At 69.2% G+C, this 15,103-nt stretch carries 18 protein-coding genes; 12 read left to right on the top strand and 6 right to left on the bottom strand.

The features are described 5' to 3' along the window. The first annotated feature begins 115 nt into the window (after positions 1–115). The 5 genes from F3J18_RS22765 (at position 116) to F3J18_RS22745 (ending at position 2,942) form a co-directional block, all read left to right on the top strand. Positions 116–370 carry a hypothetical protein gene (locus F3J18_RS22765; RefSeq protein ID WP_166914359.1) on the top strand — a complete coding sequence of 85 codons (255 nt, stop codon included), beginning with the start codon at positions 116–118 and terminating at the stop codon, positions 368–370. 129 nt (positions 371–499) lie between these two features. After that, positions 500–832 carry a hypothetical protein gene (locus F3J18_RS22760; RefSeq protein WP_166914357.1) on the top strand — a complete coding sequence of 111 codons (333 nt, stop codon included), beginning with the start codon at positions 500–502 and terminating at the stop codon, positions 830–832. Then, positions 817–1,290 carry a VOC family protein gene (locus F3J18_RS22755; RefSeq protein WP_036055619.1) on the top strand — a complete coding sequence of 158 codons (474 nt, stop codon included), beginning with the start codon at positions 817–819 and terminating at the stop codon, positions 1,288–1,290. Before F3J18_RS22760 ends, F3J18_RS22755 begins: the two co-directional genes overlap by 16 nt. 177 nt (positions 1,291–1,467) lie before the next feature. After that, on the top strand, positions 1,468–2,127 hold the full coding sequence (locus F3J18_RS22750; protein WP_166914355.1) for a glutathione S-transferase family protein: 660 nt from the start codon (positions 1,468–1,470) through the stop codon (positions 2,125–2,127). A 104-nt stretch (positions 2,128–2,231) separates the two neighbouring features. Next, complete coding sequence (locus F3J18_RS22745) at positions 2,232–2,942, top strand: DUF899 family protein (protein ID WP_166914353.1); 711 nt, start codon at positions 2,232–2,234, stop codon at positions 2,940–2,942. Between the two features lie 666 nt (positions 2,943–3,608). Here F3J18_RS22745 and F3J18_RS22740 read toward each other — a convergent pair. Then, on the bottom strand, positions 3,609–4,403 hold the full coding sequence (locus F3J18_RS22740) for an alpha/beta fold hydrolase (protein ID WP_166914351.1): 795 nt from the start codon (positions 4,401–4,403) through the stop codon (positions 3,609–3,611). A 188-nt stretch (positions 4,404–4,591) separates the two neighbouring features. On the opposite strand from F3J18_RS22740, the gene F3J18_RS22735 reads away from it, so the two are divergent. Then, positions 4,592–5,455, top strand: coding sequence for a MurR/RpiR family transcriptional regulator (locus F3J18_RS22735; RefSeq protein WP_025097563.1), 864 nt, complete (start codon positions 4,592–4,594; stop codon positions 5,453–5,455). Between the two features lie 43 nt (positions 5,456–5,498). Here the strand turns inward: F3J18_RS22735 and F3J18_RS22730 are convergent, their stop codons facing one another. Further along, positions 5,499–5,828: a hypothetical protein gene (locus F3J18_RS22730; RefSeq protein WP_166914349.1), complete on the bottom strand. Its 330-nt coding sequence runs from the start codon at positions 5,826–5,828 to the stop codon at positions 5,499–5,501. On the opposite strand from F3J18_RS22730, the gene F3J18_RS22725 reads away from it, so the two are divergent. Beyond that, entirely contained in the window at positions 5,827–6,090 is a 264-nt protein-coding gene (locus tag F3J18_RS22725) for a YodC family protein (protein ID WP_017919805.1), read from the top strand. The genes F3J18_RS22730 and F3J18_RS22725 overlap by 2 nt on opposite strands. Positions 6,091–6,481: 391 nt before the next feature. On the opposite strand, the gene F3J18_RS22720 is transcribed toward F3J18_RS22725, so the two are convergent. Together F3J18_RS22720 and F3J18_RS22715 are read right to left on the bottom strand one after the other, a co-directional pair. Next, the gene (locus tag F3J18_RS22720; protein WP_025097562.1) at positions 6,482–6,802 is read right to left on the bottom strand and encodes a superinfection immunity protein; all 321 of its coding nucleotides are present in this window, start codon (positions 6,800–6,802) and stop codon (positions 6,482–6,484) included. A 123-nt stretch (positions 6,803–6,925) separates the two neighbouring features. Then, positions 6,926–7,318: a rhodanese-like domain-containing protein gene (locus F3J18_RS22715; protein ID WP_025097561.1), complete on the bottom strand. Its 393-nt coding sequence runs from the start codon at positions 7,316–7,318 to the stop codon at positions 6,926–6,928. A 103-nt stretch (positions 7,319–7,421) separates the two neighbouring features. On the opposite strand from F3J18_RS22715, the gene ftrA reads away from it, so the two are divergent. The 4 genes from ftrA (at position 7,422) to F3J18_RS22695 (ending at position 10,867) form a co-directional block, all read left to right on the top strand. Next, positions 7,422–8,378 (top strand): transcriptional regulator FtrA, encoded by a 957-nt coding sequence (ftrA, locus tag F3J18_RS22710; protein WP_166914347.1) that lies wholly within the window; start codon positions 7,422–7,424, stop codon positions 8,376–8,378. Between the two features lie 211 nt (positions 8,379–8,589). After that, a complete protein-coding gene (locus F3J18_RS22705) occupies positions 8,590–10,041 on the top strand; it encodes a M20 family metallopeptidase (protein ID WP_025097559.1) in 1,452 nt (483 codons plus the stop codon). A 104-nt stretch (positions 10,042–10,145) separates the two neighbouring features. Beyond that, positions 10,146–10,595, top strand: a complete 450-nt coding sequence (locus tag F3J18_RS22700; RefSeq protein WP_025097558.1) for a GNAT family N-acetyltransferase — start codon at positions 10,146–10,148, stop codon at positions 10,593–10,595. Between the two features lie 53 nt (positions 10,596–10,648). Then, positions 10,649–10,867 (top strand): DUF1653 domain-containing protein, encoded by a 219-nt coding sequence (locus F3J18_RS22695; protein ID WP_025097557.1) that lies wholly within the window; start codon positions 10,649–10,651, stop codon positions 10,865–10,867. A 94-nt stretch (positions 10,868–10,961) separates the two neighbouring features. Here F3J18_RS22695 and F3J18_RS22690 read toward each other — a convergent pair whose 3' ends face one another. Both F3J18_RS22690 and F3J18_RS22685 read right to left on the bottom strand, forming a co-directional pair. Beyond that, positions 10,962–12,173 carry a crosslink repair DNA glycosylase YcaQ family protein gene (locus tag F3J18_RS22690; RefSeq protein ID WP_025097556.1) on the bottom strand — a complete coding sequence of 404 codons (1,212 nt, stop codon included), beginning with the start codon at positions 12,171–12,173 and terminating at the stop codon, positions 10,962–10,964. 464 nt (positions 12,174–12,637) lie between these two features. Continuing rightward, entirely contained in the window at positions 12,638–14,035 is a 1,398-nt protein-coding gene (locus tag F3J18_RS22685) for an MFS transporter (RefSeq protein WP_166914346.1), read from the bottom strand. Between the two features lie 299 nt (positions 14,036–14,334). Here F3J18_RS22685 and F3J18_RS22680 point away from each other — a divergent pair, with 299 nt between their 5' ends. Beyond that, on the top strand, positions 14,335–14,964 hold the full coding sequence (locus F3J18_RS22680) for a TetR/AcrR family transcriptional regulator (protein WP_166914344.1): 630 nt from the start codon (positions 14,335–14,337) through the stop codon (positions 14,962–14,964). Positions 14,965–15,103 lie beyond the last annotated feature (139 nt).

Raw genomic sequence — 15,103 nt, 5'->3', positions numbered from 1 at the left:
GTCGCCGGTGCCGAGCCGGCGCGGCGCCCGCCGCATCGGCGCCGGCCGGCTGGCCGGCGGGAACGCGAGGCAGTGCCGCCGGCACCGCCTCGCAGCAGTACAGGAGAGCGAGATCATGAGCCAGCAACCCACGCCCGACGAGGGCCGCCAATCGCAACTCGAGCAGATGGAGGCGGCGGTCGGCCATCTGCAGGATTCGATCAGGTCGCAGTCGATCGCGACGGGCGCCGCCAAGGGGCTCGCCTTCAGCCTGGTCGAGACGCTCGGCGCGCTGATCGGCGACCCGGACCTGCCCGAGCACGCGCGCTCCGGCTACGAGGCGCTGCGTGACAAGGTCAACGAGCTGATGGCCGCGCCCGAGCGGCCCTGAGCGGCATCGAGCGGGCATCGCGTCCGGACCGGGGCCGCCGCCCGGCGGCCCTGCCCGCTAATCGGGCACGCTAAAAAAATGCCGCGGGATCAAGCACTTCGGCGCGCTGTCAGGCCGATATCCACAAGCTTGCCCACCTCCCGTGTTGACAAGCACTGCCTGCGTTTGTCGCTTTGCTGGGCGTCCCAGGTATCGACGAAAAAAAATCATTACGATCAAGGGCTTGGCGATTGGCTTTCAGTGATATCCACAGGTTTGCCAACAAAAACTGTGGATAACTCGGGCTTCGTCGGATTTGTCCCGGCGAAGCCTCGTTGGCGCGGCTGGAAATTTTTTCGCCGCGATGTCGATTCCGGCCGCCGTCGCGCGTCGTGGGAAGGAGAGCGCGCCGAACGCGCCGCTCGCCCCGACGCGTCGCCGACGCACCCACTCAAGGAGCCGACATCATGTCCGCCGCCGTGAAACCGATCCCCGAAGGCATGCATACCCTCACCCCCCACCTGATCTGCAACGGCGCGGCCGATGCGATCGCGTTCTATGGCGCCGCGTTCGGCGCCACCGAGCTGACGCGCCTGCCGGGGCCCGACGGCAAGCTGATGCACGCGGCCGTGCGCATCGGCGATTCGACGCTGATGCTGGTCGACGAGATGGCCGGCTGCGGCGCGCTCGGCCCGCGGGCGCTGAAGGGCTCGCCGGTGATCCTGCATCTCTACGTGGAGGACGCCGACGCGGTGGTGGCGCGCGCGGTCGAGGCCGGCGCGAAGCTGGTCATGCCGCCCGCCGACATGTTCTGGGGCGATCGCTACGGCCAGGTGGAGGATCCCTTCGGCCATCGCTGGTCGGTCGCCACCCATCGCCAGGACCTCACGCCCGAGCAGATCCGCGAGGGCATGGAGCAGTGCGTGCGCCAGCCGTCCTGAGCGTCGGCGCCTGCAGCGCGGCGGCGCGATGGCTAGTGGCCAGGTGGCGGCGCGGGTGCCGGGCCGTCGCCTTGCCGTGTCGCCGGGTGCCGCTCGCCGCGTTTGCCGTATTTGCCGTATTTGCCGCGCGTTGCCGTTTTTCCATCCGTTGTCGTCGATTCCCAGGAGGAAGTCGCGATGTCATTGACGCTCTACGCGCATCCCTTTTCCTCGTATTGCCAGAAGGTGCTGGTCGCGCTCTACGAGAACGCCACCCCGTTCAGCTTGCGCGAGCTGTCGGGCGAGCATCCCGGGCATTACGCCGAGTTCGCCGCGCGCTGGCCGCTGAAGCGGATGCCGCTGCTGGTCGACGCCGGGCGCAGCGTGGCCGAGGCCACCATCATCATCGAGCACCTGGGGCTCCATCATCCGGGCCCGGTGAGGCTGCTGCCGGCCGATCCGGTGGCCGCGCTCGAGGTGCGCGCGCTCGACCGCTTCTTCGACAACTACCTGTCCACGCCGGCCCAGCGCATCGTCGCCAATGCCCTGCGGCCCGAAGGCGAGCGCGATGCCTATGGCGTGGCCGAGGCGCGCGCGCAGCTCGAGACCGCCTATGCCTGGCTCGACGGCCACATGGCGGAGCGAAGCTGGGCGGCCGGCGAGGGCTTCAGCCTCGCCGACTGCGGCGCCGCGCCCTTCCTGTTCTATGCCGACTGGACGCACCGCATCGACCGCGGCTTTCGCCACGTGATCGCCTACCGCGAGCGGCTGCTGGCGCGGCCCTCGTTCGCGCGTGCGGTGGACGAGGCGCGGCCCTATCGCAAGCTGTTCCCGCTCGGCGCGCCCGACGCCGATTGAATCCCGCGCGGCGGCCATGCGGCGCACGGCGGCGGCCCGAAGCCCGGGCCAACTGCCTGCCGCCCCCGCCGCCGCCGCGATCCACGATTGCCAAGGAGACGAGCATGAACCCGAGCCAGCCGCTGATCCCCGCCGCCGAACTGGCGGCCCTCAACCGCTGCAGCTACCCGAACGAGAGCGCGGCCTATCGCGAGGCGCGCAACGCCCTGCTGGCCGAGGAGATCGAGCTGCGCCGCCGGATCGAGCGGGTGGCCGAGCAGCGTCGCGCGCTGCCGCCCGGCGGCGCGGTGACGCGCGATTACCGCTTCGAGGGCGAGGGCGGCGGCAGCAGCTTCGCCGAGCTGTTCGGGCGGCACGACACGCTGGTGGTCTACAGCTACATGTTCGGCCCGACCTGGCAGCGGCCCTGCCCGATGTGCACCTCGCTGCTGGGCGCCTGGAACGGCGAGGCGCGCGATATCGGGCAGCGCGTCTCGCTGGTCGCGGTGGCGCGCGCGCCCTGGGCACGTCTCGACGCGTTCCGGCGCGAGCGCGGCTGGCGCGACCTGCGGCTCTACACGGATCTGTCGGGCGAATACAGCCGCGACTACCACGCGATCGGCGAGGGCGACAGCGATATCCCCGCGCTCAACGTCTTCACGCGGCGCGACGGCACGATCCGGCATTTCTACGGCGGCGAGATGAGCGGCGAGATGTCGGATCCCGGCCAGGATCCGCGCGGCGCGCCCGACCTGATGCCGATCTGGACCGTGCTCGACATGACGCCGGCCGGCCGCGGCGGCGACTGGTATCCCAAGCTCGATTACGGGCAGTGAAGCGGGCACGCCGGGCTGGCGTCGATGCGCGCTGCCGCATCCTTGTCGCGCGGCGGTAAACCGTGTCGGATCAAGTGCTTGCGTGGCCGGTGCGCAGGTAATCCACAAGCTTGCCAACAGAAATTGTGGACAAGCCGGCCGCCGGGCGCGCTGCCGCTTTCCTGGTGCGCGGGAAAAAACCTCGACGGATCATGGGCTTGTCGTATGTGACAGCAGGATGTCCACAAGCTTGCCAACAAAAAATGTGGACAACCGGGGCGCCGGGGCGAGGGGGCTGTCGCCGAGGTTTCCGGCGCGCGCGAGCCATGGAGCAGGGTGGGCGCCGCATCGGCAGGATGCCGGTGCCGGCCGCCAATCGAACGCTAGATCCTTGATCTCGTTGATCTTTTCTCTCGCCAGCCGGGCATGGCGGCGCTGCCGAAGCACGCATTGCCGGCAAGGATCCGAATCGAATCAAGGACTTGGCGGGCTCGCCAGCAGGATATCCACAAGCTTGCCAACAAAAACTGTGGACAAGCCACGCATCCGGGGCGCATCGCGGCGGGGCCTGCCGGATTCCTGCGATTCGGGAAAAATCCTTGTGTGTTCAATGGCTTGCGAAAGACATGCGCAGGTCATCCACAAGCTTGCCAACATTTTCTGTGGATAAGCCGCGAGGCCGGGCGCTCAGCGTGCCGGCGTACCCAGGAAACCGTGCAGCGCCTCCAGCACCGCCGGCTTCGCCTCGCGATGCGGAACATGCGCGCAGCCGGGCAGCAGCATCATGCGCGCCGGCCCCGCCACGCCCTCGACGATGCGCGCCGGGTGGCGCGGCGAACCGTATTCGTCATGCTCGCCGTGCAGCACGAGTGCGGGGCAGCGCACCCGCGCCAGCGTCGCGTCGAGCGTCCAGCCGGCGAAGGCCGGATCGAGCCAGGTGTCGATCCAGGCATCGAGCACCCAGCGCGCGCGTTCGCCGTGATGGCGCGCCAGCCGCTCAAATTGATCCGGCCGCGCGAACGCCTCGCGGGCCGCTCGAATGCCCGCCAGCGTGCGTGCCTCGACGAAGGCCTGCGCGGAGATCGTCACCAGCGCCTCGCAGTGCTCGGGCTGCGCGGCCGCGCAGGCGGCGGCCATCGCGCCGCCGACGCTATGGCCCAGCGCCACGAAGCCCGCAAAGCCGAAGCCGCGCTGCAGCGCCGGCAGGTTGTCGCGCGCCTCGGCCGCGATGAAGTCGGCCGGCAGCGGCGCTTGCGCCGGCGCCGAGCGGCCGAAGCCTGCGCGGTCGTAGGCAATCACGTCGCGGCCGGTGGCGCGCGCCAGCTCGGCGGGGAATTCGCGCCACAGGGCGACGCAGCCGAGCGAGTCGTGCAGCATCAGGATCGGCGCGGGCGGCGTGGCGGCGCCATCGGCGGGGCGCGGCCAGCGTTGCGCGTAGAGGCGGCCCTGGGGGGCATCGATCCAGCGGAAGTCGTCGGTCATCGTGGCGGGCCCGCGCCGGCACGGGCCGGGCAGGCATCGAGGCATGAAGGGGCAAGGAAACCAAGGGGCAGGGCCTCGCCGCAATGTAGCAGAAGCGGGCGCGAGCCCGGCGCGCGAGGGCTCCCGCCCGTCGCGCAGGGCCGCGAGGGCCGGTGTACCATGGGCGCCCGCTCCACGCTGCCCTGACGATGCCCGCCAATTTCGACGAACTCGCGTCCCTGATCCGCGCGCAATTTTCCGAGCTGAGCCCGCAATTCCAGGTCGGCGCGGCCTTCCTGCTCGACCATCCCGACGAGGTCGCGGTGTCGTCGATGCGCAAGCTCGCGCAGCGCGCCCAGGTGCAGCCGGCCTCGCTGGTGCGGCTCGCGCAGCAGTTCGGCTTCCCCGGCTGGAACGAGCTGCGCGACCTGTTCGTGGCGCGCCTGCGCACGCGCCCCGCGCCGATGACGCAGCGCGCGCGTTCGCTGGTCAAGCCCGGCGGCAAGGCCGCGCTCGCGCAGGACCTGCTGGCCGCGCAGCAGCACAACCTGGCCGGCACGGCCGGCCAGAACGAGCGCGCGATGCTCGAGGCGGCCAAGCTGATCCGCAAGGCGCAGCACGTGCATGTGGCGGGCTTCCGTTCCTGCTATCCGGTCGCGTTCGGCTTCGTTTATGCCTACCGGCTGTTCCGGCCCAGCGTGTCGCTGCTGGCCGGCGTGGCCGGTTCGCTGGAGATGGAGCTGCGCGCGATCGGCCGCCACAGCGTGACCGTGATCGTCAGCTTCGCGCCGTATTCGGCCGAGGCCACGCGCGTGGCGACCATCGCGCGCGATCGTGGCAGCCGGGTGGTCGCGATCACCGACAGCAGCGTCTCGCCGATCGCGCTGCTGGCCGATCTCACCCTGCTGTTCAGCCACGACAGCCCCTCGTTCTTCCCCTCGCTGGTGGCCGCGCACGCGCTCACCGAGGGCCTGGTGGCGCAACTGCTGGCGCTGGAGGGCGGCGAGGCGGTGGCCGCGCTCGAGCGCACCGAATCGGAATTGCACGCGCGCGGCGCCTATAGCGCGTCCTGAGCCGTTTCCCGCAATACCGGCCGACCAGGGCGGCCGGATCGGTTCATTTTCGATATTCCCCGATTCCAATCGCCATTCGATCTTTGCGGGATTCATTTTCGGCAATGAGGTTTTGACGAAATAATGAAATCCGATGATTTCCCCAGTCGAAAATGTCGGCTGAAAACCCGTCAAATCGGACAGGAGGAAATGGCGTTTCGGACAGTCTGCGAAGTCTTGACTGGCAAGGCTGACAGGTGAAATCGGCTATTTTCTGATTGGTGATGAAGGAAGCTGAAAAGACTTCTTGTGCCTGAATATTTTCGTTGCTAGGCTGCGTCAAATACACAAGCCGGAAATCGATCCGGCATGACTTCCGAGAGGCCAGGGCCATGACATCACTGAACGATATCCGTGCCGCGTCGCCGTGCATCGGCGACGTCGTGACGCTCAAGACCGGCGGGCCGCGCATGACGGTCACCTTCGTCGGTGCCGCCGGCGGCGAATCCTGGGTGAGCTGTCAGTGGTTCGATGCGAGCGGGGAATTCCGCCAGCAGCGCTTCGCCGTGGAGGCGGTGGTGCTGGAGCCGACCACCATCTCGGCGGGCCGCGCCAGCCTGCGGCGCTTCGGCTGGTCGAACGGCGTGGCGCTCTGAGGCGCGCCGGGCCGTCCGCCAATCGTCAGCCAGTCGTTTCCTGCCGCGTTTTTCCGTCGTTTCTTCCCGCCGTTTTTCCTTCCCGCTGTCTTTCCCGAGTTTTCCCATCATTCGCGCGGCATACGCCGCGCGAATGATGCCGTGCGCGTTCGCCGGCGCCTTCAGACTTGCCGGCGGTGCCGCCACGCCCCGTCCGGCCGAAAACCGGCAAGACGGGATCATCCGGGGCAAGGCGCCGGGACGGGACCAACGATCGGGCGGGGTGACGCAGGCGGAAGACGCTCACAGGTGACGCGGGGCGGGGCTACGCAGTCGGTGATGCGGGGTAATCCGGAAGCGACGACAACGGGTACGACGGATCAGGCTTGGCGCTCGGGCAGGGCCCGGTGGCTCAGCGGGAATCCTGCTTCTCGATCCAGGCCTGCTGGAGCGCAACGCGGTTCTGCACGCGATCGACCAGGCCGTTCGAGAACTTGCGCATGCTGATCGAGCGGCGCGTCTGGACGATGTTGCCGGCCAGGTTGCGCGCCGGGTTCGGCAGGCTGGCCCAGTACAGCGTCATCAGCCAGCCGATGCCGGTCCAGCCGAACAGCGCGTTGAACAGCGCGAGGGTCAGCTTGTCGTGGCGGCCGCGACGGTCGGCGATGATCGCCGGCAGAAAGTAGAACGCAATCGCGATAACTGCCCCGGCAATCTGAAACAGGATCTTCATGGGACTTCTCCTTCCGTGTTGCAGTGCGACAAGTCGACTGCAGTGAGACGGATTGTCGCGCTTTTTCGGATCCCGTGCCGGCAACTAATTGTTGCGTTTACCGCGATGATACCGACCCGTCACTCAATCCGTCGCCAATTTGAAATGTTCGTCGCACCATCCCGTAATCCCGCCTGCCATAAGCTTCACGGGCCTTCCGAGGCGGGCCAGGCGCTGCGCTGCACGAGCGGCGCCATTGCAGTGCGGGCCGGCACAATAGACAACGAATATCGTATCGATTGGAAAATGCGATAGCGTCCCCGCGACGATCTTGCGGTGCGGAAGATTGATGGCGCCCCGGATATGTCCGGCGGCGAACTGCTCGGGACTGCGAACATCGAGCAGGACGAAATCGGCCTTGCCCGAAGCGAGCGCGTGATGCACGTCCCAGCAATCGGTTTCGAATCGGAGCAGGTCGCTGAAGTGGACCAGGGCGGCGGCGCTGTCGGCTGCGGGGATCTCGGTGACGTAGGACATGATGCTTCGGGTTCCTCTGGAATAAGTGTCCGAGTCCCCAGTATCGGCATCGCGGGCCCGGCCCGAAAGTGGCGCGATCGACAAGTTCCGGTAACATCGCGCCATGAAAGATCATCTCGTCGTGGCGCTCGCCTACGATCGCCTCTGCACCTTCGAATTCGGCTGCACGGTCGAGCTGTTCGCGCTGCCGCGCCCGGAGCTGGAGGTGGACTGGTATCGCTTCGCGGTCTGCGCGGCCGAGCCGGGGCCGATCCGCGCGGCCGGCGGCATCACGGTGGCCGCGCCCTACCGGCTGGCCATGCTCGATCGCGCCGACACGATCGTGATCCCCGGCTGGCGCGATCCCGACGAGGCGCCGCCCGAGGCGCTGCTGCGCAAGCTGCGCGCGGCCCACCGGCGCGGCGCGCGGCTCTGCTCGATCTGCTCGGGCGTGTTCGTGCTGGCCGCCGCCGGCGTGCTCGACGGCCTGGCCGTGACCACCCACTGGCGGTATGTGGAGCGCCTGCGCGCGCGTCATCCCTCGCTGCAGGTGAACCCCGACGCGCTTTATGTCGACCAGGGCGCGATCGTCACCTCGGCCGGCTCGGCCGCCGGGCTGGACATGCTGATGCACCTGGTGCGGCGTGACCACGGCAGCGCGATCGCCAACCGCGTGGCGCAGCGGCTGGTACTGCCGCCGCATCGCGAGGGCGGCCAGGCGCAGTTCGTGCCGCGCCCGGTCGCGCCGGAAGGGCGGGACCGGCTCGCGCCGCTGATCGACTGGATGCGCGAGCACGCGGCCGAGCCGCACACGCTGGCGAGCCTGGCCGAGCGCGCGGCGGTGAGCCCGCGCACGCTGCAGCGCCAGTTCCGCGAGGCAACCGGGCTGGCGCCCTATGCCTGGCTGATCCGCGAGCGCGTCGGGCTCGCCAAGGAGATGCTGGAGGCGAACCCGGCGCTGCCGCTGGCGCAACTGGCCGAATTGGCCGGCTTCGGCTCCGAGGAATCGCTGCGCCGCCACTTCCGGCGCGTCGCGGCCACCAGCCCCGCCGCGTACCGGCGCGATTTCGACGTGCGCTGAAGGGGCGACGCAGCGGTGTGCCGGGCCTGTGCGCCGCCGTGTTTCCTGCGTCGAACGGGAGATCCGCGGCAGACGCCCCTCGCGCCGCGCCGCAGCCGCAAGCGATTTCCCGCCGCCTCGTCCGCCGGCGCGCATTTGCGCGAGATCGCCCGCCGCGCGAGGCCGCATCGGCGCTATCATCTTTTTTTCGTCCCCACCGGCCAGCACCATCATGACAAGCACCGCCGACACCGCCCTCGATCACCCGCGCCTGACCGATTTCGTCGACCGCAAATGGAACGACGAGATCCTCCACCAACTGACCGACTACATCGCGATTCCCGCCAAGAGCCCGGCCTACGATCCCGACTGGCAGCAGCACGGCCTGCTCGAGCGCGTGGTGGTCGATGCCGCGCAATGGGCCGAGCGCCAGCCGGTGCGCGGGCTCACGCTGGAAATCGTGCGCCTGCCGGGCCGCACGCCGGTGATCTTCTTCGACGCGCCCGCCACGCGCTCCGGCACCACCGAGACGATCCTGCTCTACGGCCACCTCGACAAGCAGCCCGAATTCGACGGCTGGCGCGCCGACCTGGGCCCGTGGACGCCCAAGTACGAGAACGGCAAGCTCTATGGCCGCGGCGGCGCCGACGACGGTTACGCGATCTACGCCAGCATCACCGCGCTGGCCGCGCTCGACGCCCAGGGCGTGGAGCGCCCGCGCTGCGTCGGCCTGATCGAGACCTGCGAGGAATCGGGCAGCTACGACCTGCTGCCCTATGTCGACGCGCTGCGCGACCGGCTCGGCCAGGTCGGCCTGGTGGTCTGCCTCGATTCGGGCGCGGGCAACTACGACCAGCTGTGGCTGACCACCTCGCTGCGCGGCACGGTGGCGGGCGAGCTGCATGTCGAGGTGCTGGAGGAGGGCATGCACTCGGGCATGGGCGGCGGCATCGCGCCGTCGAGCTTCCGCATCATGCGGCAGTTGTTCGAGCGGCTGGAGGATTCGGCCAGCGGCAACCTGCTGCCGGGCGTGTTCCACTGCGAGATTCCCGAGAGCCGCGTGCGCGAGGCCGAGGCCACCGCCGCGATCCTCGGCGACCAGGTCTGGAAGGGCCTGCCCTGGGCCTGCGGCCAGGACGGCCGCCCGGTGCTGCCGACCACCAGCGACCCGCGCGAGGCGCTGCTCAACTCGACCTGGCGGCCCTCGCTGGCCGTCACCGGCGCGGCGGGCCTGCCGCCGCTGGAGAACGCCGGCAACGTGCTGCGCCCGAAGACGGTGTTCAAGCTCTCGCTGCGCCTGCCGCCGCTGGTCGACGCCGCCACGGCCGTGCAGGACCTGAAGCGCCTGCTCGAGCTCGAGCCGCCCTACAACGCCAAGGTCACCTTCAAGCCCGATTCGGGCGCCGCCACCGGCTGGAACGCGCCCGAGCTCGCGCCCTGGCTGGCGGGTTCGCTCGACGAGGCCTCGCGCCGCCACTTCGGCGCCGACTGCGCATTCATGGGCATCGGCGGCACGATCCCGCTGATGAACGTGCTGCAGGCCGGTTTCCCGAAGGCGCAGTTCATGGTGTGCGGCGTGCTCGGGCCGAAGTCGAACGCGCACGGGCCCAACGAGTTCCTGCACGTGCCTTACGCGAAACGGCTGACCGCCGCGGTGGCCGACGTGATCGCCGCCGCGCGCTGAGCGCGCTCTGGAACCACGCAGGGGCGCGAGGCTGGATTGCCTCGCGCCCCTGTGCCGTATACCGGGCGCCTGCCGCCTATCGAGGACCACGAAGGATTCGACCCATGTCCCAACCCGAAACCCGGCCGGGCGCGCTGCGCATCTCGACCGACAAGCGCGAGCTCGACGTCGACGCGATCCACGCCTTCCTGCACGACCACGCGCCCTGGTCGCTCGGCATCCCGCGCGAGGTGGTGCAGCAGTCGATCGACGGCTCGCTCTGCTTCGGCGCCTTCCTCGGCGAAACCTTCGTCGGCTTCGCGCGGCTCGTCACCGACCTGGCCACCTTCGCCTATCTCTGCGACGTGTTCGTGCTGCCCGAGCATCGCGGGCAGGGCCATGCGCGTACGCTGATCGACCAGGTCTTCGCCGATCCGCGCGTGAGCGGCCTGCGCCGCATCGCGCTGGTGACGAGCGACGCGCACGGGCTCTATGCGCCGGTGGGCTTCGTCGCGCCCGCGCATCCCGAGCGCTGGATGGAGCTGCATCGGCCCGAGGTGTATCGCCGGGCTTGAGCGCGCGGGCGCCTACAATACGCGCTTTGCACGCGGAGCCCGCCATGAGCGACCTGACCGAACAACAAGCCGAACAGCTTGCCACCCACCGCCACTACAAGGGCGGCCTCTATCGCGTGATCGGCGTCGCGCGTCATTCCGAAACCGACGAGGCGCTGGTGATCTACGAGCATGTCTGGCCGCACGAGCCGAGCCTGCGCGCGCGTCCCGAGGACAACTTCCACGGCACGCTGGAAGATGGCACGCCGCGCTTTCGCAAGCTGCGCGATTGAAGATTCGATGAGCGCGCGAGCGGCGCGGACCCTATCGGCCAGGCTGGCCCGGCGAGGAACTCGTCGTGATGCCGACTCGCTGCTGCGAGCCTTTTCAGCGCGCCGCGAGCGCGGCCTTCAACTCGCGCGGCGCGTTGCCGACCGCCAGCTCGGGCGTGCCGTGCCAATCGGCGAGCCGGCCGATCGCGCGGGCCACGTCGCCGGCTAGCCCGCTGCCGAGCCGCACCTGCGGCTCGAAGTGGACCGCCTTCAATTCGAACACGCCCTGCGTGCGATGCGCCTTGGCATCGACGCGGCCCACCAGGCGGCCGCGATGCAGGATCGGCAGGCAGAAATACCCATAGCGGCGCTTGTCCGCCGGCGTATAGCACTCGATGGTGTAGTCGAAGTCGAACAGCGCCGAGGCGCGCCGCCGGTCCCACACCACCGGGTCGAAGGGCGAGAGCAGGGTGGTGACCGAGGAGCGCAGCGTGCCGTCGGCGGCGCGCGCGAGCAGCGGCTCGAGGTCGCGATGCACGAAGACCTGTTCCTTCCAGCCTTCCACCGTCACCGGCAGCAACTGGCCCGCGTCGGCCAGCGCATGCAGTTCGTCGCGATAGGCGCGCCTGGGCAGGCGATAGTAATCGGCCACCCAGTCGGCGCGTACCACGCCGAGCGCGCGGCAGGTCTGCTCGAGCAGTTGCGGCAGCACCATGTCGCGCGCGGGCAGGTCGCGTGCATCGTCCCAATGCGGCAGCACGCGTTCGAGCACGTCGTAGATGCGCTGGAAGTTCTGGCGCGCGGCCACCATCAGTTGCCCGGTCGAGAACAGCACCTCCAGGTGACGCTTCTCGGGCTTCCAGTCCCACCAGCCCGAGCCCTTGGCGCCGTCCTCGCGCGCGAAGTCCGAGGAGCGCACCGGGCCCGTGTCGCGCACGCGCGCGAGCAGCGTATCGATCGATTCGCGATGCAGCTCGTGCCAGTCCGCCGCGTATTTCCAGCCCATTCCCGCCGGGTTCAGCATCTTGTGGCGCATCAGCCCGAAGCTCTCGATCGGCAGGAAGCAGGCCTCGTGCGACCAGTATTCGAACAGGCTGGCCTCGGCCAGGTGCTCGTCGAGCCAGCGCTGCTCATAGGGGCCGAGGCGGCTGAACAGCACCAGGTAAGGGCTGCGCGCCACCACGTGGATGGTGTCGATCTGCAACTGCGCCATGCGGCGGATCGCGTCCAGCACGTCGGCCTTCACGGCCTTGCGGCGCGGCGGCGCGAGCAGGCCTTGCGCGGCCAGGTGCAGGGAGCGGGCGGCTGAGAGCGGGAGGGTGGTCACGGGCGTGCGCGGGGCGGGGACGGAAGCCGTCACTGTAGCGCGATTCGATGGCCGCCGTTGCCGTCGACGCGGCGGCCTCGCGCGGCAGGGGCGCGAAGACGCGACATGCTTGCGGCATCGGATCTGACAATCGTTGACAGACGCCCGAATCGAGTTTCCCTATAGTGACGTTCATGCCGTGACGGCCGCGATTCCCCCGGATCGCGATTCGATCGGCGCTGGTTTTGCTCCCGACGCAACATATGTCAATGGCACGCAGGGAGTGAATCCGGGGAACGTGACTGTGTCGCAGCACCCGGAATCATTCGGCGGATATCCGAACGGCTCTCCAGGCCCGATGTGGATGTCCGCCGATTTCTTTTTTGCGCGAGCCGTTTTTTCCAGGGCCGCCGCGCCGCCTCTTTCCCGCCTGAATTCGAACTCGCCGATGCGATTGGCATGCTCGCGCTCGAACTCGCGCGTGCTCAGCCGCGCTTGCCGCGCGCGATCTCGTCGCCGGCGTTCGGCGCGAGGCGCCGCGTGATCGGGATCGAGGCGAACGAGCAGAGCCCCACCACCAGGAAGGCCGGCCAGAAATCCGACCACTGCACCGAAGGGTGGCCGCGCAGCGCGGCCGACAGGTGCAGCACGATGCCGGCCACCGTCACGCCCAGGCCCAGCGACATCTGCTGCACCACGCTGCCGAGGCTGGTGGCGCGGCCGATGTCGCGCGGCTGGATCTCGGCGTAGATCACCGAGTTGAGGCTGGTGAACTGCAGCGCGGGGAAGATGCCGCCGACCAGCACGATCACCCAGATCACCCACACCGGCATGCCCGGGTAGAAGGTGCCGTACATCGCGATCGCGAGGCCCGCCAGCGCGGCATTGACCATCAGCACCCGGCGGAACCCGAACTGCCGAAGCAGGCGTTGCGAGAGCAGCCGCGAGAGCGTGCCGCCGACCGCCGAGGCGCAGGTGATCAGCCCCGAATCGAAGGCGCTCATGCCGAGCCCTTCCTGCAGCGTGAGCGGTAACAGGAACGGCACCGCGCCGAGCCCGATGCGGAACAGCGAGCCGCCCATCACGCTGGCGTTGAAGGTGGGGATCTTCAGGAAGCGCAGCTCGAGCACCGGCATCGTCGCGCGCCGTGCGTACAGCACGTAGCCGCCCAGCAGCAGCGCGCCGGCCACGCACATCAGCACCGCGTCGCGCGGGCTGATCAGCGCGCCGTCGAGCATGGTCAGGCCCATCAGCAGCAAGGAGGCGCCGGCCGCGGAAAGCAGGAATCCGAACCAGTCGAGCGGGCCCGGGTTCGCTTCGTGCGTGTTGGCGATGTACTTGTTGGCGAGGTAGATGCCGTAGATGCCGATCGGCACGTTGATGAAGAAGATCAGGCGCCAGTGCAGGTAGGTGGTGAGGAAGCCGCCCAGCAACGGCCCCGCGGCCGGGCCGAACAAGGCGGGCAGGCTCAGGTAGTTCATGGCGCGGATCAGGTCCGCGCGCGGCACCGCGCGAAAGATGATGATGCGCCCGACCGGCACCATCATCGCGCCGCCCACGCCCTGCACGAAGCGCGCGAAGGTGAACAGCTCGAGATTGGTGGAGGCCGCGCACATCAGCGAGCCCACCACGAAGATGCCGATCGCGGTGCGGAACACCGCGCGCGCGCCGTAGCGGTCGGCCAGCCATCCGCAGATCGGGATGAACACGCCGAGCCCGACCACGTAGGCGGTGATCGCGATATTGAGGGTGACGGGGTTGTGGCCGAAGGCGCGTGCCATCGCGGGCAGCGCGGTGACGATGATGTTGGCGTCCACCGTCTCCATGAACAACGCGCAGGCGACGATCAGCGGTGCGATGAACGGATGGACTGCGAGCGGCATTGGGGGTCGACGCGCGGCAAAGCCGACATTATTGCATCGATCCCTCTGCTGGCGTTAGCGGAACCGTTCCCGTTCGAGCATCTGGGCGCATCTGGAGGCATCGCCGCCGAACGCGTCGCGTACTGCGTGGCGGGTTCGGGGGCGTGTCGCGCGCTCGCGTTCGCGTGGCGTATGGAACGCCATGTCGTGGATGTGTGCGCATCGATTTCCACCCGTTGCCGATCGCGTTCGCGAAGGCTGCAGCCAACCGTTTAGAATACGAGCGTTCGCTCATATTCGAAGCGCCCTGCATCCCGCCCATGACGAAATCCCCCGCCAGGAACCACGTGACGCCGCGCAAGGCGCCGGTCCAGCGCCGTTCGGCGGCCACCGTCGAGGCGCTGGTCGAGGCCGCCGCGCGCATCCTGGAGCGCGAGGGGCTCGATGCCTACACCACCAATGCGGTGGCCGCGCGTGCCGGCGTCAGCATCGGCTCGCTCTACCAGTACTTCCCGAATCGCGATGCCCTGACGGCCGCGCTGATCGAGCGCGAGACCGGCGCGCTGCTCGCCGATTTCGATCGCGCGATCGAGCTGCCCGATTGCGCCTCGATCCTCGCGGCGATGGTGCGGGCGGCCGTCGCGCACCAGTTGCGCCGTCCCGCGCTGGCGCGGCTGATCGACATGGAGGAGCGGCGGCTGCCGGTGGAGGGCCGGGTGGGCTACGTGGCCGCGCGCGGGCTGGAAGCGATCGCGATCGCGTTCGGCAAGCCCGATGCGCCGCCGCTCGCGGCGCCCGAGGTCGCGGCACGCGATGTGCTCGCGATGGTGCGCGGCATCACCGACATGGCGGGCGAGGCCGGCGAGACCGATGCCGACGCGCTGGAGCGGCGCGCGCTGCGGGCGGTGCTCGCCTATCTGCGCGCGGAGCCCGGGCAGGCGGGCCTGTGAGGCACGAGCCAGGCACCTGACCCGGCCAGCGCGGGCGGCGCGCAAGGCATGACGCCTGCTCGCGCCGCGCGGTTCACGAGGCCAGGCACGGTATCGTTTCGCCTGACAAGCTCGCAGAACTGCCGGCGCGGCCCGCGCC

The sequence above is a fragment of the Burkholderia sp. Ax-1720 genome, from assembly GCF_011753035.1.
GTDB lineage: Bacteria > Pseudomonadota > Gammaproteobacteria > Burkholderiales > Burkholderiaceae > Burkholderia > Burkholderia gladioli.
This window is presented reverse-complemented; position numbering and strand designations above follow the sequence as displayed.

Coding starts and splice junctions, on each gene's coding strand:
- F3J18_RS22765 (WP_166914359.1), top strand. CDS start 116: ATGAGCCAGCAACCCACGCCCGACGAGGGCCGCCAATCGCAACTCGAG.
- F3J18_RS22755 (WP_036055619.1), top strand. CDS start 817: ATGTCCGCCGCCGTGAAACCGATCCCCGAAGGCATGCATACCCTCACC.
- F3J18_RS22750 (WP_166914355.1), top strand. CDS start 1,468: ATGTCATTGACGCTCTACGCGCATCCCTTTTCCTCGTATTGCCAGAAG.
- F3J18_RS22745 (WP_166914353.1), top strand. CDS start 2,232: ATGAACCCGAGCCAGCCGCTGATCCCCGCCGCCGAACTGGCGGCCCTC.
- F3J18_RS22740 (WP_166914351.1), bottom strand. CDS start 4,403: ATGACCGACGACTTCCGCTGGATCGATGCCCCCCAGGGCCGCCTCTAC.
- F3J18_RS22735 (WP_025097563.1), top strand. CDS start 4,592: ATGCCCGCCAATTTCGACGAACTCGCGTCCCTGATCCGCGCGCAATTT.
- F3J18_RS22725 (WP_017919805.1), top strand. CDS start 5,827: ATGACATCACTGAACGATATCCGTGCCGCGTCGCCGTGCATCGGCGAC.
- F3J18_RS22730 (WP_166914349.1), bottom strand. CDS start 5,828: ATGGCCCTGGCCTCTCGGAAGTCATGCCGGATCGATTTCCGGCTTGTG.
- F3J18_RS22720 (WP_025097562.1), bottom strand. CDS start 6,802: ATGAAGATCCTGTTTCAGATTGCCGGGGCAGTTATCGCGATTGCGTTC.
- F3J18_RS22715 (WP_025097561.1), bottom strand. CDS start 7,318: ATGTCCTACGTCACCGAGATCCCCGCAGCCGACAGCGCCGCCGCCCTG.
- ftrA (WP_166914347.1), top strand. CDS start 7,422: ATGAAAGATCATCTCGTCGTGGCGCTCGCCTACGATCGCCTCTGCACC.
- F3J18_RS22705 (WP_025097559.1), top strand. CDS start 8,590: ATGACAAGCACCGCCGACACCGCCCTCGATCACCCGCGCCTGACCGAT.
- F3J18_RS22700 (WP_025097558.1), top strand. CDS start 10,146: ATGTCCCAACCCGAAACCCGGCCGGGCGCGCTGCGCATCTCGACCGAC.
- F3J18_RS22685 (WP_166914346.1), bottom strand. CDS start 14,035: ATGCCGCTCGCAGTCCATCCGTTCATCGCACCGCTGATCGTCGCCTGC.
- F3J18_RS22680 (WP_166914344.1), top strand. CDS start 14,335: ATGACGAAATCCCCCGCCAGGAACCACGTGACGCCGCGCAAGGCGCCG.